Origin of the sequence: Bradyrhizobium sp. ORS 86 (assembly GCF_045571475.1) — a bacterium.
Lineage (GTDB): Bacteria > Pseudomonadota > Alphaproteobacteria > Rhizobiales > Xanthobacteraceae > Bradyrhizobium.
Map to the genome: position 1 here is coordinate 3,875,456 of NZ_CP120699.1, position 22,231 is coordinate 3,897,686.

Below are 22,231 nucleotides of genomic sequence, written 5' to 3' on the forward strand. Positions count from 1 at the left end.
ATAGTTTGCCGGATGGCAGCAGCCGTCAGCAGGACGATTCTCGCCAAGCAAAAAAGGCCGGCGTAAGGCCGGCCTTTTCATCACGACGGTGTCGTGAACGTCGATCAGTAGCGCGCGGCGACCGGCCCGCCGAAGTGATAGTTCACGCCGACCTGGACGCTGTGCAGGTTCAGATCGCCGGACGGAACACCAAAGTAGTTCTCGCTGCTGAGGCTGCGATAGAGGTACTCGCCCTTCACCGACCACTGCGGAGCAAAGAACGCCTCGATGCCCGCACCGACGGTCCAGCCGGAGTGGAAGTGGCTCTCCGAGACCGTCACGCCCAGCGCGCTGAGGCTGAGCTCGTTGTTGGCCCAGGCGTAACCGCCGGTGCCGTAGAACAGCACCTTGTCGACTGCGAAGCCGAGGCGGCCACGCACGGTGCCGAGCGAATCGATCTTGCTCTTCGCGGTGACACCCAGCGCAGACACCGAGGCGTCGACGTCAGCCCAGCCGCCATCGGCCTCGATGCCGAACACGATGTTGCTGGTCTGCCAGTTGTAGCCGATCGTGCCGCCGGCGAAGCCGCCGCTCATCTTCGGGCTGGAGTCGCCATTCTCGCTGGCATAGCCGCCGAAGCCGCCGATGTAGAAGCCGGTCCAGTTGTAGATCGCGGCGGGCGGCGGAGCCTTCACGTAGGGCGCACGCGCCGCCAAGTCCGCGGCCGAGGCCGGAGCAAACGCACTCAAAACAAGCAAGCCGGCCGACGCCAGCAAAACGGTCTTCATTTTCAAAATCCCAGTCCCATTCTTCTTGTTGTCCCTTCAATCCTTGAAGGGAACGTCACAGCAGTGTTGCGTGACGCTGGCGCGTTTCTACACGGATAACCTGGAACTTGTGTATCCAGAAAGCAACAATGCACGGCAAACGCGCGATCTGATGCCCATATCGGGCACCAGCCTGTGCTCTCCAGGCAACAAAAAGGCCGGCACGAGGCCGGCCTTTACGCTAGATTGTATCAGTTCGATCAGTAGCGCGGGACGACCGGGCCGCCGAACTTGTAGTTCAAGCGGACGGTGACGAGATCGACGTCCTGACGGATGCTATCGCTGGCGACAGTAAGACCGGTGACCGGCGAGGTGAAGTTGAGGGTACGATCCTGCATGAACAGGTGGTCGTACTCGATGCCGGCCGTCCAGTTCGGCGCGAAGCCGAATTCAAGGCCCACGCCGACGGTGCCGCCCCAGCGGGTGTCGTCGCCGCTGCTCGCAAACAGCGCGCCGGTGAGATCGTTGATGCGGTACTTGTTCGAGGTCACGGCGGCGCCGCCCTTGAGGTAGAGCAGCACGTTGTTGTTGGCATAGCCAATCTGGCCGGTGAACAGGCCAAACGCATCGATCTTCGAGGTGTTGATGAAGCCGGGGAACAGCAGGCTCGCGTTGCTGCCCTTCAGATCGGCCCAGTCGCCCTGTGCTTCAAGGCCGAACACCCAGGTGCCCGCCTGCCAGCGATAGCCGATCTGGCCGCCGGCCACGCCGCCGGTCGCATCATGGCTGCCTTCCGCGCCGATCAGGAACGGAGAGACCGAGTTCCAGCTATTGCGGCTCGAGCCCCAACCGCCGTTGGCGCCGATGTACCACCCGCTCCAGTCGTACACGGCGGCGATCATCGGCGGCGGCGCCTTGGTGTAGGGACGCGCGGCGAGGTCGGCCGCCGACGCGGAGGTGATGCCGAGAGCGGCGATGCTGACCGTTGCGATCAGGAACTTCTTCATGGGATCCCCCTTCCTGAGAATTCGGAAGCTCTAAACTTGAAGCCGAAGCTACCACGGGTTTCCCGGAAGGGCTGTCACTGCGCGGCCACAGTCGCCAACAAGTTGCATCGGTTCCATTTTTTACAACTGCTTAACACTTGAAGGGGTTCCGACCACACATCGGGAAATCCGAAATCGCAAAGTGGCCCGGTCGTCCGGGGTGTTCAGCGTGCAGGTGTTGTCTTGCATGATTGGGTGATCGGACCACGCCCGCCGCAAGCGGGATTGGAGGCGTGGCGACCGCGCGCTACCGCGGCGGAGATCGGAAGCGCTGCAGGCGGCGAGGGGTGTCGATTACGGAGTGTGTCGATTACGAAGGTGCGAAAGCGCGTCCGGGATCAGCACAGTCGCCCTCGCTTCGAGGCCGCTGATAAAGGCCCGCCTGGTTGTAGCTAGCAAATGCTTCTTTGCTGGCAAGTCTGGACGCCGCTTCCCTTGGTCCCGAAGCGGCGACGCGAGCGCCCATGCCATCCGATCGCATTTATACGCCGATTCAACCGGAAATGCCGTCTCCGAACAGCCACACTCGCGCGAAGAAGTGCTTCTCGAGCAAGCCATTGACTCGTCTGTAGTTATTACGACGCGTGATTTTGGCCGGCTATTCGCTGCTGCTCTGTCCCGAGCGATTGCCTGCCACGGCAGGTTGCACGGAACAAACCTGGAACATTTCGCTGCGCGATGCTATATGTGGGGATAACCGGCGAGGGGCCGCGCGAATAGCGGAGGCGGCGCGGCGGTGCCGGCGTATAGGGTCGTTCGCGACGCCTGCAGTAAGTGGCGAAGGTTGAGAGCGGCGGCTGATGTCCGGCTGCCCGGTTTTGAGTGGAGATGAAGCAATGGCGGGAAGCGTGAACAAGGTGATTCTGGTCGGCAACCTCGGCAAGGATCCGGAAATTCGGCGGACTCAGGACGGCCGACCAATCGCAAACCTTTCCGTCGCCACCTCTGAAACCTGGCGCGACAAGGGCACTGGCGAGCGCAAGGAAAAAACCGAGTGGCACCGCGTGGTGATCTTCAACGAGGGCCTCTGCAAGGTTGCCGAGCAGTACCTTAAGAAAGGCGCCAAGGTTTATATCGAAGGGCAACTGCAGACCCGCAAATGGACCGACCAGAGCGGCGTCGAGAAATACTCGACCGAGGTCGTGCTGCAGGGCTTCAATTCCAACCTGACCATGCTCGACGGGCGTGGCGGCGGAGGCGGCAGCTTCTCCGACGATGGCGGCAGCGATTTCGGGTCATCTGGCCCGGTGAGCTCCGCGCCGCGGCGCGCGGTCGCCGCCGGCAGCCGCAACAGCGACATGGACGACGACATCCCGTTCTGAACGGGATCGCGCGATTCCGAACAATTCAGCAGGCCGCCGTTCCGTGGAACGCATGTTCGCGGGACCGCTGCCTGATGCTTGATATTCGCATCTTCACATGACTTGGCAATGTGGCCCGATAAGCGGCTGACGTATCGAATCTACTTTGCATAGTGCGGGGAAGTGAATTCCCCGCTTTGACAGATCTGAATGTTAATGATATTTACATTGCCTCGATAGCATTGTTGCCCTCGCCGGTCTGAAGGCCTGTCACCATGAGCCTTGCGCCTCTGCTCGACGCAGCGCCCGCGATCCCGCTCCATGCCTTCGCGGCGATGGCTGCCTTCGTGCTCGGCTCCATTCAGCTCGCAGCACCCAAGGGCACGCTGCCGCACCGGGCCTTGGGTTGGATCTGGGCGGCGTTGATGCTCGTCGTGGCGGTGAGCTCGTTCTGGATCCATCAGATCCGTCTGGTGGGCCCGTGGAGCCCGATCCATCTGCTGTCGATCTTCACGTTGGTGATGCTGGTGCTCGGCGTGATGGCCGCACGGACCCACGATGTCCGCCGCCACAAGTTCACGATGATCGGCATCTTCTTCGGCGCGCTCGTCATCGCCGGGCTGTTCACGTTCGTGCCCGGCCGGATCATGCATGCCGCGGTGTTTGGGCAGTGAGCGAGAGAAACCGAATGGCGAATGGCGAAGTGCGGGTAGGCACGCGGTTCCATTCGCTATTCGCCACTCTCTAGGGCGTCTCGGACCTCTGTGTCTCGAACCCCAAGACCACCTCGTAAGTCCATGAAAAAACGAGCGGAAAAACGGCTTGCCGAAGCCGGGTGAGGGTGGTTTTCGCGGCCCCGATACGCTATATGATTCCCAAGTAGAACTGACCGGATTTCCCCTTTGTCCGATAACGAAGACCACAAGCCCGGCGAGCCGCCGGGGCCCTCAGATATTCGTCCCGTTTCCATTCTCGACGAGATGAAAAAGTCCTACCTCGATTACGCGATGAGCGTGATCGTGTCGCGTGCGCTGCCCGATGCGCGCGACGGACTGAAGCCGGTGCACCGGCGCATCCTCTACTCGATGAACGAGAGCGGCTACACGCCGGACAAGAAGCACAAGAAGTCCGCCGGTATCGTCGGCGACGTCATGGGCAACTACCACCCGCATGGCGACCAGGCGATCTACGATGCGCTGGTGCGCCTAGCGCAGGATTTCTCGATGCGCGCGCCGTTGGTCGATGGCCAGGGCAATTTCGGCTCGGTCGACGGCGATCCGCCGGCGGCGATGCGCTACACCGAGTCGCGGCTGACCAAGATCGCGCTGCATCTGCTCGACGACATCGACCGGGACACGGTCGACTTCCAGGACAACTATGACGGCTCGCACAAGGAGCCGACGGTCCTTCCTGCCAAATTCCCGAACCTGCTGGTCAATGGCGCCGGCGGCATCGCTGTCGGCATGGCGACCAACATCCCGCCGCACAATCTCGGTGAGGTGGTCGACGCCTGCGTCGCGCTGATCGACAATCCCGCGCTGTCGATCGACGAACTCATCAACATCATTCCTGGACCGGATTTCCCGACCGGCGGCATCATCCTGGGCCGTCAGGGCATCCGCTCGGCCTATCATCTCGGCCGCGGCTCGATCGTGATGCGCGGGCGGGTGACGATCGACACGATCCGCGGCGGACGTGAAGCGATCATCATCAGCGAAATTCCCTACCAGGTGAACAAGGCCTCGATGGTCGAGCGTATCTCCGAGCTGGTGCGCGAGAAGAAGATCGAGGGCATCGGCGACCTCCGCGACGAATCCGACCGCGACGGCTACCGTGTCGTGATCGAACTGAAGCGCGACGCGATGCCCGACGTGGTGCTGAACCAGCTCTACAAGTTCACGCCGCTGCAGACGAGCTTTGGCGCCAACATGGTGGCGCTCGACGGCGGCCGTCCGCAGACGATGAATCTGAAGGACCTGCTCACGATCTTCGTCGCGTTCCGCGAGCAGGTGGTGACGCGGCGGACCAAGTTCCTGCTCAATAAGGCGCGTGACCGCGCCCATGAGCTGGTCGGCTTGGCGATCGCGGTCGCCAATATCGACGAGGTCATCCGCGTGATCCGCGCGTCGCCCAATCCGGCCGCCGCGCGCGAAGCGCTGATGTCGCGCGACTGGGCGGCGCGGGATGTCGAGGCGATGATCACGCTGATCGACGATCCGCGCCACCGCATCAATGCCGACGGCACCATCCGCCTGTCACTCGAGCAGGCCCGGCACATTCTGGACCTTCGCTTGCAGCGGCTCACGGCGCTCGGGCGCGAGGAGATTTCGGCGGAGCTCGACAAGCTTGCCGCCGAGATCAAGGACTACCTCGACATTCTGCGCTCACGGGCGCGTGTGCAGGGAATCGTCAAGGACGAGCTCGCGGCCGTAAAGGCCGAGTTCGCCACCCCACGCCGCACCGAGATCATCGAGCAGGAGGGCGAGGTCGAGGACGAGGACCTGATCCAGCGCGAGGACATGGTGGTGACCGTGTCGCACGCCGGCTACGTCAAGCGCGTGCCGTTGTCGACCTATCGGGCACAGCGCCGCGGTGGCAAGGGCCGCGCCGGCATGCAGACCCGCGACGAGGATTTCGTTAGCCGCCTGTTCGTGGCATCCACGCATACGCCGGTGCTGTTCTTCTCCTCGCGCGGCCAAGTCTACAAGGAAAAGGTCTGGCGGCTGCCGATGGCCGCGCCGAATGCGCGCGGCAAGGCGCTGATCAACATCCTGCCGCTGGAGCAGGGCGAGCGCATCACCACCATCATGCCGTTGCCCGAGGACGAATCCTCCTGGGCCAATCTCGACGTGATGTTCGCGACCACGGGCGGCAATGTCCGCCGCAACAAGCTGTCCGACTTCGTCGATGTCCGCCGCTCCGGCATCATCGCCATGAAGCTCGACGAAGGCGAGGCGATCGTCGACGTGCAAATCTGCACCGAGCATGACGACGTGCTGCTGACCGCCGCCGGCGGCCAGTGCATCCGTTTCCCGGTCACCGATGTGCGCGTCTTCACCGGCCGCACCTCGATGGGCGTGCGCGGCATCGCGCTCGCCGAGGGCGACAAGTTGATCTCGCTGGCAATCCTGCGCCACGTCGAGACCACCTCGGATGAGCGTTCGGCCTATCTCAAGATGCGCCGCGCCGTCGCCGGCGAGGCTGCTGCCGAGGAGCCGGCGGAGGCCGAGGGTGAGGAGGCCACGAGCGCGATCCAGCTCTCGCAGGAACGTTATGTCGAGATGTCGGCGCAGGAGCAGGTGGTGCTCACCGTGTCCGTCAACGGTTACGGCAAGCGGACGTCGTCTTACGAGTACCGCACCACCGGCCGCGGCGGCAAAGGCATCGTTGCGATGAGCGTCAACAACCGCAACGGCAAGCTGGTCGCCTCGTTCCCGGTCGAGGACGCCGACCAGATCATGCTGGTCACCGACAAGGGGCAATTGATCCGCTGCCCGGTGGCCGACATCCGCATCGCCGGCCGCTCGACCCAGGGCGTGATCGTGTTCGACACCGCCGAGGACGAACACGTCGTTTCGGTCGAGCATATCCCGGAAGAGGAGAACGGCGAGAACGGCAACGGAAACGGCGGCTAGTGCGCCGCCGTTTCGGAGAGCCGCAGCCCGGATGGAGCGAAAGATCCGGGTTCTTTGCCATGTGGCAGTCACCCGTCCCGGATTGCGCTGCGCTGCTCCGGGCTACGCCGCTACGGGATCAGCACGCGTTCTCCAGCTCCCTGGTGAGAGCGGGCAGCGCGTCCGGCTTGCCGATCTGGGCCATCCAGCACCACAGCTCCAGCGTGCAGGCGAGCCGGTAGAGCTCGATCGTGGCCGCCCAGTCCGGGCGGTCGCGCGTGCCATGACCGGCAAGCAATCCATCCCGTTTGGGCGCATCCTCGGGTGTGAAGTAGTAGAGCGCCTTCGCGACATCCATCAGCGGATCGCCGGCGGTGGCATTCTCGAAATCGACGATCCCTAAGAGATGCGGCGCGCCATCGGACGTCACCAGCACGTTCCCGGCGTGGAAGTCGTAGTGACAGAGCCGCGGCATGTCGGCAGCGTCGAGCAGGTGCCGGCGGGCGGCGATGCTGGTACGAAGCCGCTCGGCCAGCGTTTCGTTTCCGCCTCGGGTGCAAAACTCGGCGAGCTTCTTGTCGAACTGGGCCGACATGTAGGCGCGGTTGCTGGCGTGAGGCGTCCAAACCCCGTTCGGGCCGATGTAGCCGAAGCTGCCCAGGGTGACGTCGTTGATCCTGCGCAGGCAGGCGCCCATTTCGGCGTAGACCGCGAACAACTCCGCGTCCGTCAGCGACGGCTCGCGCGAGCCGAGCAGGGTGCCGTCGAGCTTGGTCATCAGCACGACGTTGAGGTCGATCACCGAGCGCGTGTCGTCTGCAAGAAGGATGCGAGGCACGGCCGGCCCGGCATCGCGCAGAAGTCCCAGGACATAGACCTCCTTCGCCATCTTCCAGTGCAGCGAGGCCGGATAGACCTTCATGATGCAGGCGGGTGCGTCGGCCAGCGTGATATCGAAGATGGTGCTGATCTCGCCGCCGTGCAATTCGGCGATGCCGAGCACCGTCGAACCGGTCAATGCGCGGTCAACGATCGCCTGCGCCTGATCGCGCGAGACCGCAAGCCGGGGCTTTAGCTGAAGAGGTGGATCGTCTGACATGTGCCGTCCGGGAGATCACTCGCACTGCGATGGTAGTCGGTCGCACCCAACAGCCAAAGCGCTCTTTTCACCTTCCGAATCCAGCGCTGGATACGTTAAGGCCTGACGCCATGATCGTCGCCCTCTGCTCCCAAGGCCCCGGATTCAGGGTCAGCCCAGAGACTTTGCCAGCCGCATTTCTGACGAATGCGATGCGGGTGTGATCGTCGTCGTCCACCGTGAATTCGTTGCTCGATGTCGCCACCAGCGGCGTCGCCTTGCCTTTCTCGAACTCCAGGATCGGCCAGGCCCCCACAGCTTCCGCGACGAGCTTGCCTTGCTCGACGCGAACTTGAAGTTGGACCGTGTTGACGCGGCGGGCGGCTCTCTCGACGCTGAGATCGCTTGCGCCATCCTGGCCCTTGTGGACGAGCTTCAGCTTGATCGTCGTGTTGGCGGGCCCGCGTAGCCTGGCCAGAACGTCGGCGAGCGAGAGACCTTTGAGCAGCGCGCCGTCGAGTTCAGTGATGAGATCGCCCGCAGCCACGCCGGCCTTGATTGCGGGACCGCCGGGAGTGGGCTTGTTGATCCTCAATCCATCCCGCTCCATTGCAACGAACGACTCGATGCCAAGCCATCCGGTCTTGCCATCGGCCAGGCCCTGTCTGTCGCGCGAGCTCACGGAGGAGCCGAAGTCATAGGTGCCGGCATAATCGGCGAGCGTCTCGGGGCTCGGATCCGTCGCTGCCGGCGGGGTGGACGTGGAGGGCACGGGAATTGCCAATGCGCCATAGACGAGATGATTGATCCCCGAGGGCAGCATCGCCGCGCGCCCTTTGCTGCCAGGCGTCGCCTGGATCATCTGTATGCCGATCAGTTTCTCCGCCGGATCGATCCAGAAATAGGTGCCCCATAGTCCAGCCCAGGAAAAGCTCCCGACCGCTCCGGGAATCCAGCTAAAAACGGGATTGGTGCGAATGCCAAAGCCAAGCCCGAAGCTTGTGCCAGCACGGCTGCCAACTTCGTCTCCACCGAAGATTTTGACATCCGGTGGCAATGCGTTCGTCGTCATCTGCTTCACCGCCTGAGGGCTGAGCACGCGCACGCCATCGAGCTCGCCGTCGTTGAGAAGCATCTGGCAGAAGCGAAGATAGTCGGGGGCCGTCGAAACCAGCCCGCCGCCGCCGGCGAACAGTTTCGTCGGTGTCGTGACATCCCAGATCGGCGGCCGCTGCGGCATGGGAGAATCGACGAGCCGGTCGAGCTTCTCGCTCGGGACATAGAAGCCCGTGTCGATCATGCGCAGCGGCGCAAAGATGCGCTCTTGCAGGAATTGGTCGAAGGGCCGGCCGGACACGACTTCGACCACACGACCGAGCACATCGGCGCTCCAGCCATATTCGTGGACCTCGCCGGGCTGATGGGCGAGCGGCAAGCCGGCCAGGCTGGAAACGAAATTCGCCAACGTCCTGTCGCGCCGGTACACGGCCTTCCAGCCGTAGAGCATGTGGATCGCCCGAATTCCGAAATCAGCGGTTGGGTCGGCAAGACCGCGTTCCGGATACGCAAAATCCATTTCCGGATAAATGAGGCCGGACGTGTGGCGCAGCAAGTCTCGAACCGTCATTGGGCGTTTTGGTGGATCGAGCCCGAATTCCGTCTTGCCAGTGGTGGCGTCCGTCTTCGCGAACGCGACCTTCATGTCTTGAAGCTCGGGCAGATACCGGGCGACGGGTGCGTCGAGGTCGAGCTTGCCGTCATCGACCAGGATCATCGCGGCGACGCTGGTCACCGGCTTGGACATCGAGGCGATCCAGAAGATGGAATTGGCCTTCATCGGAATCGTCTTGGCGCGGTCCTGAAATCCGATCGCCTGCAAATAGGCGAGCCTGCCACCCTTTGCGATGGCGACGACGGCGCCCGGTACAAGGCCATCCGACGGCGGGAAGGCATCAAAGCGCGCCTGATACCACGGCGCGATCCGTGCCAGACGCGCGGCCGAAAAGCCGACGCTTTTTGCATCGCCTGCTGCCGGGAGTTCATCTGCGAACGCCGACCCCAACAGGCATAGCGCGATGGAAATGGTCCACATCGACGCGATGAGTTTCATCGCGCAACTCCGCAAGAACGCCGCTACAGGTCGATGGTGGCCGCTTTGCCGATGATCGAACCCGGTCTCTAAAGGCTGGGCTTTGACCATCAAATCTCGATCTCCGTGCCGAACTCCACGACCTGTCCGGTCGGCACGCCGAAGAACGCAGCGGTGCGCTCGGCGTTGCGTTGCAGGAAGGCGAATAGTCCTTCCCGCCAGACCCACATGCCAGGAATATCCTCGCGCGGGATGATGGTCTCGCGGCCGATGTAGTAGGTCACGTCGGAGAGATCGATGCCGGGCAGCTTGCCCTGCCGGCAGGCGAGCTTCAGGCCCTCATAGATCGTCGGATATTGCATGAAGCCGTAATGCAGGATGATCCGCGTGATGCCAGGGATGATCTCGATCACCTCGGCCCGGTCCTCGTCCGATATCCGCGGCAACTCCTCGATCTGCACGGTGACCAGCAGCACGCGCTGATGCAGCACGTGATTGTGCTTGACGAACTGCGTCAGCGCGAGCGGCACGCCCTTGGGCGCAGAGGCCAGGAATACGGCGGTGCCGGGCAGGCGGCTTCGGCACTTGTTGACCGCGGTCTCGATCAAATCCTCTTCCGGCTGGCGCAGCTTGGCGCGCGCCTTTTCGACGAGCTTCACGCCGCCGCGCCAGGTCAACATCAGGAACGCCACGGCGGCGGCGAGCAGCAGCGGAAACCAGCCGCCTTCGAACAGTTTGGCTGAATTCGCCGCGAAGAAGATCGTGTCGATGACGAAGAAGAAGCCGTTCACCGCGATCACGAGGATCGGCGAATAACCCCACTGGATTGCGACCAGCGCGGCGAGTAACGTGGTGATCGCCATCAGCAGCGACACTGCGATGCCGTAAGCGCCGGCGAGCGCATCCGACGTGCCGAACGCAAGCACAGCGCCGAGCGTTGCGGCCGCGAGCAGCCAGTTTACCAGCGGCACGTAAATCTGCCCGATCGCATCGCTCGTGGTGTGCTCGATATGCATGCGCGGCAGGAAGCCGAGCTGGATCGACTGCTGGGTCAGCGAGAACACGCCGGAGATGATCGCCTGCGAGGCGATCACGGTCGCGATCGTTGCGAGCAGGACCAGCGGATAATGCGCCCAGTCGGGGGCAAGCTGGAAGAACGGGTTGTCGGCCGACGTCGGGTCGGTGATCAATTCACCAGCTTGGCCGAAATAGTTCAACACCAGCGCCGGCAGGCAAACCGCGAACCAGGCGAGGCGGATCGGGAACCGGCCGAAATGGCCCATGTCGGCATACATCGCCTCGCCGCCGGTGACGGCGAGGAAAGCGGCGCCGAGAATGGCGAAGCTGATGTGGAAATCCTGATGCACCAGGAAATCGAACGCATAGAACGGGCTGAGCGCAACCAGCACGCTTGGGGCCTTGACGATGCCGTGGATGCCGAGCGCCGCCAACACCGCGAACCAGCCGAGCATCACCGGGCCGAAGATCCGGCCGATGAAGCCGGTACCCTGCTTCTGCATCACGAACAGGCCGACCAGGATGACGACGGTGAGCGGCACGACGGCAGGCGCCAGCGACGGGGCATCGACCTTCAGGCCTTCGATCGCCGACAGCACCGAGATGGCCGGTGTGATCGCGCCGTCGCCATAGAGCAGGGCGGCGCCGATCAGCCCCACGATCAGGAGTTGGGCCCGCCAGGTGCCGGGCGCGGCGTTGCGGGCCGACAGCAGGGCCAGCAGCGCGACGATGCCACCTTCGCCGCGATTGTCGGCACGCAGGATCAGCATCGCGTACTTGAGCGAGATGATGAGAATAAGCGCCCACAGGATCAGCGAGACCACGCCGAGAACGGCGTCGTGCGTGAGCGCGCCGCCATGGGCGGCGGCTTTGGCCGCCTCTTTCAGGGCATAGAGGGGGCTGGTGCCGATGTCGCCGTAGACGACGCCGAGCGCGCCGAGCGTAGTCGCGACCGGAAGCGGGCTCGGATGGTGGCCGGAGGAAACGATGGCAGGCGTACTGGTCACGTGCAAATCCCCCGGATGCCGCGCGCCCGAACGGAACATCGGCCGGGCGCGCTAGGTGATAGTCTGCGACGAGACGTCGCAAATTTCCATGGGATTTGCGTGACAGTGAACGGCGCCGCCGTGCCGACTACGGCGCGCGGGGGGCGGTGACCAGGCGGGCTTCACGGACCAACAGCTTGCTGCCGGCAGCGCGCAGGCAGGATGCCTCGAAGTTGGGCCAGGCCTGCTGCGAGCAGTCCTTGCCGACTGGATGGATGTCGAGGCGGTCGGCCTTGGCGAGCGGCTGCGGGGTGCTGGCCGCGACCTGCGGGGCGAAGCCGGGAAGAACGGTAAGCGCCGCCGCAATGAACGCGGCGATAGCGACGGCGGAAAGTGCCTTGATCATGACGGTCCCCTGTGATCGGGCCCCCCGGGCCCGTCGTTTTCGTTATGCAGGCTGTACCGGCCGCGCGTTTCCTGGTGTCTTCGCCGCGCGCGAAAAATGGTTTCGTCGCCGAGCGGTTTTGTTTCGTCCGTCACTGGCTGACGAAACATTCGGCTTGATAGACGCTGGGATGCCAGGGCTGGTTCACTGGCCGAGGCGAAATAGGAGGGCCAAGGTCTCTGGAACCGGGCCGGCTTGCCGGGCAAGGCAGGGCGGGTTAGAGGGGATTATGACCCGCATCGCGCTCTATCCTGGCTCCTTCGATCCCGTCACCAACGGCCACCTGGACGTGGTCCGGCAGGCCGTTCATCTGTGCGACCGCCTGATCGTCGCGATCGCCGTCCATCCCGGCAAGAAGCCGCTGTTCTCGACCGATGAGCGGTTTGAGATGCTGCGCGAGGTATGCGGGCCGATTGCCCAGAAAGCCGGCTGCGCCTTCGATTGCACGACCTACGACAACCTCACCGTGACGGCCGCGCGGAAGCTTGGTGCGAACATCATGATTCGCGGTCTGCGCGACGGCACCGATCTCGACTACGAGATGCAGCTTGCGGGCATGAACGAGGCCATGGCGCCCGAGGTGCACACCGTGTTCGTTCCGGCATCGGTCGCGGTCCGCCCGATCACCGCCACACTGGTGCGCCAGATCGCCCAGATGGGCGGCGACTTCTCTGCATTTGTGCCGTCATCGGTCGCCGTTAGCCTGAAGGCCAAATTCGCCGGCTGATGCCGGCACCGCCATATCCCGAACGTCCTGATCCGGAGTTTCCATGATCCGAATTCTTGCATTCGTTGCCGCGCTGTTCTGCGTCGTTCCCGCGATCGCACAGCCGTTGCCTGCCGGCCTCGACAAGGCCAATGCGATCGTGATCGACACCACCAAGGGCCGCATCGTCATCAAGCTGCGCAGCGACATCGCGCCGAAGCATGCCGAGCGCATCAAGCAGCTCGCTCGTGAGGGCTTCTACAACAACGTGCCGTTCCACCGCGTGATGGACGGCTTCATGGCGCAGACCGGCGACGGCCAGAACTTCAACGGTACCGGCGGCTCGAAGTATCCGAACCTGAAGCAGGAATTCTCTCAAGTGCCGTTCAAGCGCGGCATCGTCGGCATGGCCCGGCGCGGTGACTCGGTCGACAGCGCCAATTCGCAGTTCTTCATCATGTATGCCGACGGCCCGAGCCTGAACGGCCAGTATACCGTGATCGGCGAGGTGGTGTCGGGCATGGATGTGGTCGACAAGCTGAAGAAGGCGCCGGCGGGCTCGGCCAGCGGCACCGTGACCGATCCCGACAAGATGGTGAAGGTGCAGGTCGCATCCGACATCAAGTGATCCCGATGGCGGCGCGCAGCAAGCCACTCCTCTGGTTTGCCGCGCCGCTCGTGTGGCTTGCGCTGGCCGGGCCAGCACCGGCCGAACCCCAGCAACTCAACACGATCCGGGATGTTGTCCTGAGCATTCATCGGTGCTGGAGGCCGCCGCCGCTGGACAAGGCCAACCCGATCGACATTACGGTTATTGTGAGCTTCAACCGCGACGGCGCGATCCTCGGGCATCCCAGGATCTCCTACGAATCGGAACAGGCGACCGACAATGACCGGCTGCAATATCGGATCGCGGTGATGGAGGCGTTGCAACGCTGCACGCCGTTGCCATTTACGGAGAGCTTGGGCGGCGCGGTGGCGGGCCGCCCGTTCGCGATCCCGTTCAGAAACAAGAAATACCCACCCAGAAGCCAGGAGAAGCGAGCATGGCTGCTACCGAGAATACTCTGATCCTTGAAACCACCCAGGGGCCCGTCACGATCGAGATGCGCCCCGATCTGGCGCCCAACCATGTCGCGCGGATCAAGGAGCTGGTGCGCGAAGGCTTCTACGACGGCATCGTGTTCCACCGCGTGATCGACGGCTTCATGGCCCAGACCGGCTGTCCGCAGGGCACCGGCATGGGCGGGTCCGGCAAGAAGCTGAAGGCCGAATTCAACAAGGAGCCGCATGTCCGCGGCACCGCCTCGATGGCCCGCGCGGCCAATCCGGATTCCGGCGACAGCCAGTTCTTCATCTGCTTCGACGACGCGTCTTTCCTCAACGGCCAGTACACCGTCTGGGGCAAGGTCACCGAGGGCATGGAGAACGTCGACAAGATCAAGCGCGGCGAGCCGGTGAAGGACCCGGACAAGATCGTCAAGGCGCGCATGGCCGCCGACGCGGCGTAACTGTTGTCCCCTTATGGTGAGGAGCCTGCGAAGCAGGCATCCCGAACCATGAGGCCACGATGCTACAACAAGCTGGCCTCATCCTTCGAGACGCGCTGTCGCGCTGCTCAGGATGAGGGTCAGCAGTGTGCAGGCTAAAATGCGCACCGATCTCTTCGACTTCGAACTTCCTCCTGAGCGGATCGCGCTGAGGCCCGCGAGCCCGCGTGATTCCGCGCGGATGCTGGTGGTGCATCCCGACGGCGTGCTGCGCGATGCCACGATCGCCGACCTGCCGCACTGGCTGGAAGCGGGCGACCAGATCGTGGTCAACGACACCAAAGTGATCGCCGCCCAGCTCAAGGGCCGGCGCATCGGGCGCGAGACCGAGCCCAAGGTCGAGGCGACGCTGATTAAGCGGCTCGACGGCTCGCGCTGGCAGGCGCTGGTCAAGCCGGCGAAGAAGCTTGCGGTCGGCGACATCGTCCGCTTCGGCAATGAGGGGAAGGTGTGCCTGCTCGGCCATCTCGACGCCGAAGTCGAGGCGAAGGGGCACGAGGGCGAGGTGACGCTGTCGTTCTCCTTCCACGGCCCCACGCTCGACCAGGCGATAGCGGACGTCGGTGCGACGCCGCTGCCGCCCTATATCGCATCGAAGCGCACGCCCGACGATAACGACGTGGCGGATTACCAGACGATGTTCGCTGCGAACGAAGGCGCGGTGGCCGCGCCGACGGCGGGACTACATTTCACGCCGGCGCTGGAGGCGGCGCTGCGAGCTCGCGGCGTCGAGCTGCATCGGCTGACGCTGCATGTCGGGGCAGGGACCTTCCTGCCGGTGAAGACGGAGGAGACCTCCGAGCACAGGATGCACGCCGAATGGGGCTGCATCACCGCCGCAACCGCATCCGCTCTGAATGCCGCGCGCGCCAAAGGTGGACGGATCGTCGCGATCGGGACCACGTCGCTGCGGCTGCTCGAGAGCGCCACGACCGGCGACGGCACCATCCTGCCGTTTTCTGCCGAGACCTCGATCTTCATCACGCCGGGCTATCGCTTCCGCGCGGTGGATATTCTCCTGACCAATTTTCATCTGCCACGCTCGACGCTGTTCATGCTGGTGTCAGCCTTCTCCGGGCTCGAGACGATGAAGCGTGCCTATGAGCACGCGATCAAGCACGGCTATCGCTTCTATTCGTATGGCGACGCCTGCCTGCTGTTTCGCGCGCACGAGCCGCACGCCAATTTGTAGTGCGCAAAGCGCAAGCCACGTGCCCTAAATCAAGCACAGCGCGAGAAATGGCGAACGCTTACGTTTGCCCATTTCACCGCGTCGGCACGTGCGAATCGATCGCCGCCATTTGCCTAGTCAGCGCTCGCCCAATCCAGCGCGATATCAATCCGTTGCGCAGTTGCCGATGAACCTAACTTGTCTGTCAGACTCTGATTCACTTGTCATTTGAAATGCGGGATCATTTGGAAGCTCCGATCGTTTTGTTCGCCATTGCTGCAACAAGCAAGGAGGAACATTCCCATGACCTGCAAGATCCTTAATGGCCTCGCCGTTGCCGTGCTCGGAACGGCGCTTGGTCTTGCATCACCGGCCTTGGCCCAGCATGGCGGCGGTGGCGGTATGTCCGGCGGCGGCATGTCTGGTGGTGGCATGTCCGGAGGTGGGGCTGGCATGTCCGGCGGCGGAGGTGCCATGTCCGGTGGTGGAATGGGTGGCGGCGTGTCCCGTGGCGGCGGAGGCGGAGCCGGGATGAGCCCCGGCGGTATGGCCGGCGGAATGCAGAGCCCGGGAGGCGGCACGCATGTCGGCGCCACAGGTGGACGGACGCAATTCGGCGGCGGAGGGCGTTTCGCCGGCGAATCTTTTGCGCATCGAGGCTTCTCGCCCCGGTTCTCAAGGTTCGCTGATCGAGACGACTTTCACCGTCGGTTCTTCGATCATCGGTTCGATCACCGCTTCGCGGACCGCCGCTTCTTCGATCATCGCTTCCGTCGCCTTGCGTTCGTTGGCGACGATGGCTGCTTGCGCAGGATTTGGACGCCGCGTGGACCGCGGTTCATCAACATCTGCGGCTAGCTAGCGCGAGGAATGACGTGCGGCGGGAGTGTAACGGCGTGCCCACCACCGAAGCGAAGTGGTGGGCACGCTCGCGCTTTGCCGATCCTACAACCTCACGCCGGCACGCGCTCGGGCAACAGCTCGGCGATCTGCACGGCATTGAGCGCCGCACCCTTCAGGAGCTGATCGGCCGCGACGAAGATCGAGATCGAGTGTCCGCTGGGGTCGCTCAAGTCCTTGCGGATGCGGCCGACCAGGACGTCGTCCTGACCCGAGGCGTCGATCGGCATCGGGAAGTAGTTTCCGGCGCGGTCGTCGACGACCTTCACGCCCGGCGCCTGCGCCATGATCGCGCGCACCTGGTCTTCGGTGATCGGCTTTTCGCATTCAAAGGTGATCGCCTCGCAATGGGCCCGCAGCACCGGCACCCGCACGCAGGTGACGCCGATCGCGATCTTGTCGTCTTCGAAGATCTTGCGGGTCTCCTTGATGACCTTGGTCTCCTCATCGTTGTAGCCAGTCTCGGGATCGACAGCCGTATTGTGGTTGAAGAGGTTGAAGGCGTAGGGGTGCGGCATCACCTTCGGCGTGTAGACCTGTCCGTTGAGATTGGCGCGGGTCGACTCGACGAGCTCGTCCATCGCGGCGGCGCCGGCGCCGCTCGCGGCCTGGTAGGTCGAGATGATCACGCGCTTGATGCGGTTCTTCTGGTGGATCGGCCACAGCGGCACCAGCGCGGTGATGGCGGCGCAATTCGGGTTGGCAATGATGCCCTTGTGATCGCGGATGCGGTGCGCGTTGATTTCCGGGATCACCAGCGGCACGTTCCGGTCCATGCGGAAGGCCGAGGAATTGTCGATCACGACGGCGCCGGACTTCACCGCAAGTGGCGCGAACTTCTTCGAGATGCCGCTGCCAGCCGAGAACAGCGCGATGTCGACGCCGTCGAAGGCGCGTTCGGTGAGCTCCTCGATCACGACGTGCTTGCCGCGGAAGTCGATGGTCTTGCCGGCCGAACGGGCGCTGGCCAGGGCCCTCAGCTTGCCGACGCGAAAACCGCGCTTGTCCATAGTGGCGATGAATTCGGCACCGACTGCTCCGGTGACGCCGACGATCGCGACGACGGGATCGTTACTCACTTTGTCCTCCATTCGAGATGTTGCTACAGGCAATAAAAAAGCCCCGGACCTTCATCAGGCGGGGCTTCGGGTTCAGATGATGCGGTTCGACCGACTACGCGCGCACGCCTCCCGAGGCCCCGGAGGGCTTGGTGGTTTTGGTCGTGCGTTTGGTCGCGGTGATCATGTGGCGCACTTATGCGGGAGAGATCGGCGGCCGTCAATGTCTTTTCGGCGAAACCGTGGCGGCCGTAGCTCTGGCGTCATCGCTTGCGCGTCGCCCCCGGCGGCTCGAGGATGACCTCTTTCAGATCGGCGCCGCTGAGCACGACGATCACGAAGTTGAGCCGGCCGCGCTCGCGCGTCAGGCCGCCGCTGATCGCCCGGCCCGACGTTGCGTGCTCGGCCACGCGCACGGCATCCGACAGGCGATGCCGAAGGCCCCGCAGCACGACGAGGTTGCTGCGATCTTCGTCGTCCAGCATCGCGAGCGGTGAGGCGGCCTCGCCGCCCGTCACTTCTCCGGTCGCAGCATTGATGGCATGCTGCCACACGCGGTCGCGCTGGACCGTCTTGACCCTGTAGACTGCGGGGTCAGCGCCGCCGTCGAAGCTGATATCCGCCGCGGTCGCGCCTGCATGCTGCGCCTCGGCGATCGCCACGGCTTGACGCAGCGAGATCTGGGCCGCCCGGAAGCTGTCGATCTCGCGCCGGACCGCCTGTGCGTCGAGCTGCGCGCTGTCGTCGTTCTGGAGTGGAGCCCCTGCTGCGGCATCCGTCGTGGCGATCGCGCGGGCCGGGGAGGCGACGAGCAGGGACACCAGCGCAATCGCAAGCAGCCACGTCCCGAACATCCGGTGTCCCAGCCTGCGCAGTCGTCCTGTCGTCATCGTCGAACTCGTGCTTTTCGCGCTGAAGCGCTTGCGCGTCGCGGCCGCCATGCGGATGGAGAAAGTGCGGCCGACCCGTTGCGTGAAGGTCGGCCGCTGAACGTCCAGCGGAGCGACGGCGTAGGCTCCGTTGCGGCGATCGTAGTTTGTCAGGCGACGCGAAACCCTTGGGGGGCTCGTTGCAGTGGGTTCGCATCTCTTTATAAATAAAACCATACGGTATCGTTTTGTTTTGGTCAAGCACGGAATTGCCGCAGTGCGCGAGGTAGCCTGATGCGGAACTGTCAGCGTGCGGGCCGGCGGCGCTGGCTGGCCTTAGGCAAGATAGGAGCCCGTCCGGGCGGACCAAGGGCCCCGGCGAGAAACAGTCGGATCGAGACCTCCATGCGCCTCTCGGCGGTTTCCAGGTCCATTGGGATCCCGAAGGTCGCCATCCGATGGGTGTGGCCTACCACCATGTTGAGGAACGTCTCGGCGGCGATCGTGGTGTCCTCGAGTTCGAGGGCGCCGCTCTCGACCAGATGGTCGAAGAACACCGCCGTCGTCGAGACGGCTTTCGACCAGCCTTCATCCACCGCAAGTTTTGCAACCTCGGGAAAGTTGATCGCCTGCGCGGTCAGGATTCGGCTGAAGGCGATGGCATCGTCGCCGCAGTTGAGCTGCAGCAATTGGCGTCCGAGGTCGGTCAGTCGCTGCTCCACCGAACCATCCGAGACGTCATCGACGTGCATTTCGGCCGCGGCCGCAGCGAGGGGGGCAAGCCAGCGCGCGATTTCACGCCGGAGCACCGCAGCGAACAGGCCACGTTTGTCGCCGTACTGCGCATAGACCGTGGGCTTGCTGACCCGCGCGGCTTCCGCCACCGCGTCGATGGAGGTTGCGTCGAACCCGCGATCAAGGAAGAGCCGCGTGGCGACTTCGATCAGCCGCTGGTCGCGTTCGATCGCGGCGTCCCGGGTCGGCCTGCCGCCGCGCGATTTCGCAACGTTGCGTTTCGTTGCCCTGACCTTGGTCGCGGTCAATCCCATTCCTGCTCATCTGGTTGCGTTTCGGACGGGCGTGTCCGGTCTATAACCCGTGGCGGCCGGATTCGTCCATTCGCGCCGTCGCTTCGAGCCGGCCTCTCATGGAGGCGTTGACGTCCAGGCATGGCCAGACGCGGCCTTCTGGTAGCCGTATTGATAGAGGGCGCGCATGTAGGCCGTGTCGAAACCCTGTGAAGCAGGCGACGGATAGTCGCGCTCGATGTAGGACAGATGGAAACCCAGCCGGTTGCGGCGGGCGAAGTCGTAGGTCGACAGGATCACGGACCGGGTTTGCGCCTGCGTGATTGCGGAGATGCTTCGCGAGGCGACCTCGATCGTCGAGTTGGAGACCAGCTCAAAGCCCTGTTCGAGCTTCTTGTTGACGAGGACGTAGATATTCAAGCGGCGGTTGGCGGGCCATTTTCCGTCCTGAAAGAGCAGGGCGTCCGGCAAGGTCAGCACCGGCGCCGTCACACCGCCATCGACATGCATCTCCTGAAAGCGCCGGCCCTGGCCCTCGGCGTCGATCATGATCGGCGGAAACACCAAGGGGATGCTGGCCGAGGCGGCCATGACATCGCGGAACAACTGCAGCGCCCCGGGAGTTCCGACGCTGGCGATCCGGCCCATGTCCCAGATCACCGAGCGCTGGGTGTCGAGGTCGGTGGTGACGATCAGGAGCTTCCGGCCCCTTGCGTTCTCCTGGGCCACTTCACTCAGGACCTGTGGCCCGACGTAGCGGGCCACCAGCTCGCGCAGCCGGGTGTTGCCGAACAGGCCGGACCCGAACAGCACCCGCATCAGGCTTGGATCCTGGAGCAGGCTCTCGGCGATGCCGCTGGTGTAGACGTCCTTCAGCGTCTCGTCGTAGCGGGGCCCGAGAAAGGCGAAGGGGGCGATCAGGCCGCCGGTGCTGACGCCCGACACGGCCGAGAAGGCCGGCCGGGTGCCTGCTGCCGTCCAGCCGTTCAGGACGCCGACGCCGTAAGCGCCGTCGGCACCACCACCGGACAGCGCCAGATATGTCGTGATCGGCGCGACGGTTTCTTTGTCGAGACGGAATTTCGCCGCCGGTTCGTCCGCGTAGCGCCGCAGCCCGTCGAGGTCGAGCACACGCGCATCGGCGGCGTCGGCGGCCGTGTAGGGGGTACGCGCCAAGGTGCTGCAGCCGGCCAGCCCGAGCGCAAGGCCACACAGCAGGACAACGGCATGCCGTGTCGTGCGTGCGGGAACTGCCGTCATCGCGCGAGCGATGGACGCTAGGGCCTGGCCGGCTGAGAACATCGTTCGCCTGTTACTGTTTGAAGCACATCAGGCGCCGAGGGCATCTCATCGCCATACCGTCAACGTAAAACGATACGGTTTCGTTTTGTTTAAAAGAAGGCATCAATGACCTAGCCGCGATCGGTCGCACGCATTGGACCGCCGCGAGCCGGGTTGATTGAGCCTCGTCGGCACGCAATAAGCAGCCGCATGAGTCTTCCCAATCATTTCGAGCTTCTCGCAACCGACGGTGCGGCCCGCACCGGGCGCCTTGCGACGCCTCACGGCGTTGTGCGGACGCCCGCCTTCATGCCGGTCGGCACCGCCGGCGCCATGAAGGGGATGCATTGGCGCGAGGTGCGCGAGGCCGGCGCCGACATCGTGCTTGGCAACACCTATCACCTGATGCTCCGGCCAGGCGCCGAACGGGTTGCGGTCCTTGGCGGCCTGCAGCGCTTTACCGGCTGGGGCGGCCCGATGTTGACGGATTCAGGCGGCTTCCAGGTCATGTCGTTGTCGGAGCTGCGCAAGGTGACCGAGAAGGCCGTCACGTTTCGCTCACATATCGACGGCACCAAGGTCGAACTGTCGCCGGAGCGCTCGATTGAGGTACAGCGATTGCTCGGTTCCGACATTGCGATGCAAATGGACGAATGTGTCCGGCTTCCGGCCGAGCGCGCCGACATCGAGCGGGCGATGCAATTGTCGTTACGCTGGGCCGAGCGCTCCAAGCGCGCCTTTGAAGCCGCACCTGACGGCTACATGCTGTTCGGCATCGTGCAGGGCGGTGACGTTCCGGCGCTGCGCCACGCCAGCGCGCGCGGACTGACCGAGGTCGGCTTTCACGGTTACGCGATCGGGGGTCTGGCGGTCGGCGAGCCGCAGGACGTGATGCTGTCGATGATCGAGGAGACCGCGCCGGCCCTTCCTGCCGACCGGCCGCGCTATCTGATGGGCGTCGGCACGCCTGAGGACATGCTGGAAGCGGTGGCGCGCGGCGTCGACATGTTCGATTGCGTGATGCCGACGCGGAACGGACGCCATGGAATGGCGTTCACCCGGTTCGGCCAGATCAATCTGCGCAACGCCCGCCACATCGACGATCCACGCCCGCTGGACGAGGAGAGCCCATGGCCTGCGGCGCGAACTTGCTCGCGCGCCTATCTGCATCATCTGGTGCGCGCAGGCGAGACGCTGGGCGCGATGTTGTTGTCGGAGATCAACGTCGCCTATTACCAGGAGCTGATGCGCGGTATTCGCGAGGCGATCGCCGGCGGCACGTTCGCGCAGTTCAGAAACCAAACGCGCGCCGGATGGGCGCGCGGGGACATCACACCGAGGTAGCT

The 22,231-nt window shown here is 64.0% G+C and carries 20 protein-coding genes; 9 read left to right on the forward strand and 11 right to left on the reverse strand.

The window, feature by feature from the left end:
* Positions 1-104: 104 nt before the first annotated feature.
* Together P6U25_RS17855 and P6U25_RS17860 are read right to left on the reverse strand one after the other, a co-directional pair.
* Positions 105-767, reverse strand: a complete 663-nt coding sequence (locus P6U25_RS17855) for an outer membrane protein (protein WP_407146072.1) — start codon at positions 765-767, stop codon at positions 105-107.
* A 239-nt stretch (positions 768-1,006) separates the two neighbouring features.
* Positions 1,007-1,753: an outer membrane protein gene (locus P6U25_RS17860; protein ID WP_407146073.1), complete on the reverse strand. Its 747-nt coding sequence runs from the start codon at positions 1,751-1,753 to the stop codon at positions 1,007-1,009.
* An 875-nt stretch (positions 1,754-2,628) separates the two neighbouring features.
* Between P6U25_RS17860 and P6U25_RS17865 the strand changes: the two genes are divergently transcribed.
* The 3 genes from P6U25_RS17865 (at position 2,629) to gyrA (ending at position 6,728) form a co-directional block, all read left to right on the forward strand.
* A complete protein-coding gene (locus P6U25_RS17865; protein WP_407146074.1) occupies positions 2,629-3,114 on the forward strand; it encodes a single-stranded DNA-binding protein in 486 nt (161 codons plus the stop codon).
* A gap of 254 nt (positions 3,115-3,368) precedes the next feature.
* Positions 3,369-3,767: a DUF2306 domain-containing protein gene (locus tag P6U25_RS17870; RefSeq protein ID WP_407146075.1), complete on the forward strand. Its 399-nt coding sequence runs from the start codon at positions 3,369-3,371 to the stop codon at positions 3,765-3,767.
* A gap of 228 nt (positions 3,768-3,995) precedes the next feature.
* Positions 3,996-6,728 (forward strand): DNA gyrase subunit A, encoded by a 2,733-nt coding sequence (gyrA, locus tag P6U25_RS17875; RefSeq protein ID WP_407146076.1) that lies wholly within the window; start codon positions 3,996-3,998, stop codon positions 6,726-6,728.
* A gap of 118 nt (positions 6,729-6,846) precedes the next feature.
* Here the strand turns inward: gyrA and P6U25_RS17880 are convergent, their stop codons facing one another.
* From P6U25_RS17880 to P6U25_RS17895, 4 genes are all read right to left on the reverse strand, one after another.
* Positions 6,847-7,806, reverse strand: coding sequence for a phosphotransferase family protein (locus P6U25_RS17880; RefSeq protein ID WP_407146077.1), 960 nt, complete (start codon positions 7,804-7,806; stop codon positions 6,847-6,849).
* A gap of 67 nt (positions 7,807-7,873) precedes the next feature.
* Entirely contained in the window at positions 7,874-10,102 is a 2,229-nt protein-coding gene (locus P6U25_RS17885; RefSeq protein WP_407146078.1) for a serine hydrolase, read from the reverse strand.
* Positions 9,985-11,898 carry a potassium transporter Kup gene (locus tag P6U25_RS17890; protein WP_407146079.1) on the reverse strand — a complete coding sequence of 638 codons (1,914 nt, stop codon included), beginning with the start codon at positions 11,896-11,898 and terminating at the stop codon, positions 9,985-9,987. Before P6U25_RS17890 ends, P6U25_RS17885 begins: the two co-directional genes overlap by 118 nt.
* 127 nt (positions 11,899-12,025) lie before the next feature.
* Positions 12,026-12,283, reverse strand: coding sequence for a hypothetical protein (locus P6U25_RS17895; protein WP_407146080.1), 258 nt, complete (start codon positions 12,281-12,283; stop codon positions 12,026-12,028).
* Positions 12,284-12,551: 268 nt separating this feature from the next.
* Between P6U25_RS17895 and coaD the strand changes: the two genes are divergently transcribed.
* The 5 genes from coaD to queA all read left to right on the forward strand — a co-directional run bounded on the left by coaD (position 12,552) and on the right by queA (position 15,770).
* Positions 12,552-13,049 (forward strand): pantetheine-phosphate adenylyltransferase, encoded by a 498-nt coding sequence (gene coaD, locus P6U25_RS17900; RefSeq protein WP_407146081.1) that lies wholly within the window; start codon positions 12,552-12,554, stop codon positions 13,047-13,049.
* 43 nt (positions 13,050-13,092) lie between these two features.
* Entirely contained in the window at positions 13,093-13,656 is a 564-nt protein-coding gene (locus P6U25_RS17905) for a peptidylprolyl isomerase (protein WP_407146082.1), read from the forward strand.
* A gap of 5 nt (positions 13,657-13,661) precedes the next feature.
* On the forward strand, positions 13,662-14,099 hold the full coding sequence (locus P6U25_RS17910; RefSeq protein ID WP_407146083.1) for a hypothetical protein: 438 nt from the start codon (positions 13,662-13,664) through the stop codon (positions 14,097-14,099).
* On the forward strand, positions 14,075-14,539 hold the full coding sequence (locus tag P6U25_RS17915) for a peptidylprolyl isomerase (RefSeq protein ID WP_280977922.1): 465 nt from the start codon (positions 14,075-14,077) through the stop codon (positions 14,537-14,539). The genes P6U25_RS17910 and P6U25_RS17915 overlap by 25 nt, the downstream gene beginning before the upstream one ends.
* Before the next feature lie 139 nt (positions 14,540-14,678).
* Positions 14,679-15,770, forward strand: coding sequence for a tRNA preQ1(34) S-adenosylmethionine ribosyltransferase-isomerase QueA (queA, locus tag P6U25_RS17920; RefSeq protein ID WP_407146084.1), 1,092 nt, complete (start codon positions 14,679-14,681; stop codon positions 15,768-15,770).
* 345 nt (positions 15,771-16,115) lie between these two features.
* Here the strand turns inward: queA and P6U25_RS17925 are convergent, their stop codons facing one another.
* The 5 genes from P6U25_RS17925 to P6U25_RS17945 all read right to left on the reverse strand — a co-directional run bounded on the left by P6U25_RS17925 (position 16,116) and on the right by P6U25_RS17945 (position 20,864).
* A complete protein-coding gene (locus P6U25_RS17925; protein ID WP_407146085.1) occupies positions 16,116-16,403 on the reverse strand; it encodes a hypothetical protein in 288 nt (95 codons plus the stop codon).
* Positions 16,404-16,702: 299 nt separating this feature from the next.
* Positions 16,703-17,740, reverse strand: coding sequence for an aspartate-semialdehyde dehydrogenase (locus tag P6U25_RS17930; protein WP_407146086.1), 1,038 nt, complete (start codon positions 17,738-17,740; stop codon positions 16,703-16,705).
* 230 nt (positions 17,741-17,970) lie between these two features.
* Positions 17,971-18,648, reverse strand: coding sequence for a PepSY domain-containing protein (locus P6U25_RS17935; protein WP_407146087.1), 678 nt, complete (start codon positions 18,646-18,648; stop codon positions 17,971-17,973).
* A gap of 233 nt (positions 18,649-18,881) precedes the next feature.
* Positions 18,882-19,625 (reverse strand): TetR/AcrR family transcriptional regulator, encoded by a 744-nt coding sequence (locus tag P6U25_RS17940; protein ID WP_407146088.1) that lies wholly within the window; start codon positions 19,623-19,625, stop codon positions 18,882-18,884.
* A 96-nt stretch (positions 19,626-19,721) separates the two neighbouring features.
* Positions 19,722-20,864 (reverse strand): patatin-like phospholipase family protein, encoded by a 1,143-nt coding sequence (locus P6U25_RS17945; RefSeq protein WP_407152550.1) that lies wholly within the window; start codon positions 20,862-20,864, stop codon positions 19,722-19,724.
* Between the two features lie 231 nt (positions 20,865-21,095).
* On the opposite strand from P6U25_RS17945, the gene tgt reads away from it, so the two are divergent.
* Positions 21,096-22,229 (forward strand): tRNA guanosine(34) transglycosylase Tgt, encoded by a 1,134-nt coding sequence (tgt, locus tag P6U25_RS17950; protein ID WP_407146089.1) that lies wholly within the window; start codon positions 21,096-21,098, stop codon positions 22,227-22,229.
* Positions 22,230-22,231 lie beyond the last annotated feature (2 nt).

Bases quoted from the DNA above. Each gene is read 5' to 3' on its own strand.
- P6U25_RS17855 (WP_407146072.1), bottom strand. From the start codon at position 767: ATGAAGACCGTTTTGCTGGCGTCGGCCGGCTTGCTTGTTTTGAGTGCG.
- P6U25_RS17860 (WP_407146073.1), bottom strand. From the start codon at position 1,753: ATGAAGAAGTTCCTGATCGCAACGGTCAGCATCGCCGCTCTCGGCATC.
- P6U25_RS17865 (WP_407146074.1), top strand. From the start codon at position 2,629: ATGGCGGGAAGCGTGAACAAGGTGATTCTGGTCGGCAACCTCGGCAAG.
- P6U25_RS17870 (WP_407146075.1), top strand. From the start codon at position 3,369: ATGAGCCTTGCGCCTCTGCTCGACGCAGCGCCCGCGATCCCGCTCCAT.
- P6U25_RS17880 (WP_407146077.1), bottom strand. From the start codon at position 7,806: ATGTCAGACGATCCACCTCTTCAGCTAAAGCCCCGGCTTGCGGTCTCG.
- P6U25_RS17895 (WP_407146080.1), bottom strand. From the start codon at position 12,283: ATGATCAAGGCACTTTCCGCCGTCGCTATCGCCGCGTTCATTGCGGCG.
- coaD (WP_407146081.1), top strand. From the start codon at position 12,552: ATGACCCGCATCGCGCTCTATCCTGGCTCCTTCGATCCCGTCACCAAC.
- P6U25_RS17905 (WP_407146082.1), top strand. From the start codon at position 13,093: ATGATCCGAATTCTTGCATTCGTTGCCGCGCTGTTCTGCGTCGTTCCC.
- P6U25_RS17910 (WP_407146083.1), top strand. From the start codon at position 13,662: ATGGCGGCGCGCAGCAAGCCACTCCTCTGGTTTGCCGCGCCGCTCGTG.
- P6U25_RS17915 (WP_280977922.1), top strand. From the start codon at position 14,075: ATGGCTGCTACCGAGAATACTCTGATCCTTGAAACCACCCAGGGGCCC.
- queA (WP_407146084.1), top strand. From the start codon at position 14,679: ATGCGCACCGATCTCTTCGACTTCGAACTTCCTCCTGAGCGGATCGCG.
- P6U25_RS17925 (WP_407146085.1), bottom strand. From the start codon at position 16,403: ATGCGCAAAAGATTCGCCGGCGAAACGCCCTCCGCCGCCGAATTGCGT.
- P6U25_RS17930 (WP_407146086.1), bottom strand. From the start codon at position 17,740: ATGGAGGACAAAGTGAGTAACGATCCCGTCGTCGCGATCGTCGGCGTC.
- P6U25_RS17935 (WP_407146087.1), bottom strand. From the start codon at position 18,648: ATGGCGGCCGCGACGCGCAAGCGCTTCAGCGCGAAAAGCACGAGTTCG.
- P6U25_RS17940 (WP_407146088.1), bottom strand. From the start codon at position 19,625: ATGGGATTGACCGCGACCAAGGTCAGGGCAACGAAACGCAACGTTGCG.
- P6U25_RS17945 (WP_407152550.1), bottom strand. From the start codon at position 20,864: ATGACGGCAGTTCCCGCACGCACGACACGGCATGCCGTTGTCCTGCTG.
- tgt (WP_407146089.1), top strand. From the start codon at position 21,096: ATGAGTCTTCCCAATCATTTCGAGCTTCTCGCAACCGACGGTGCGGCC.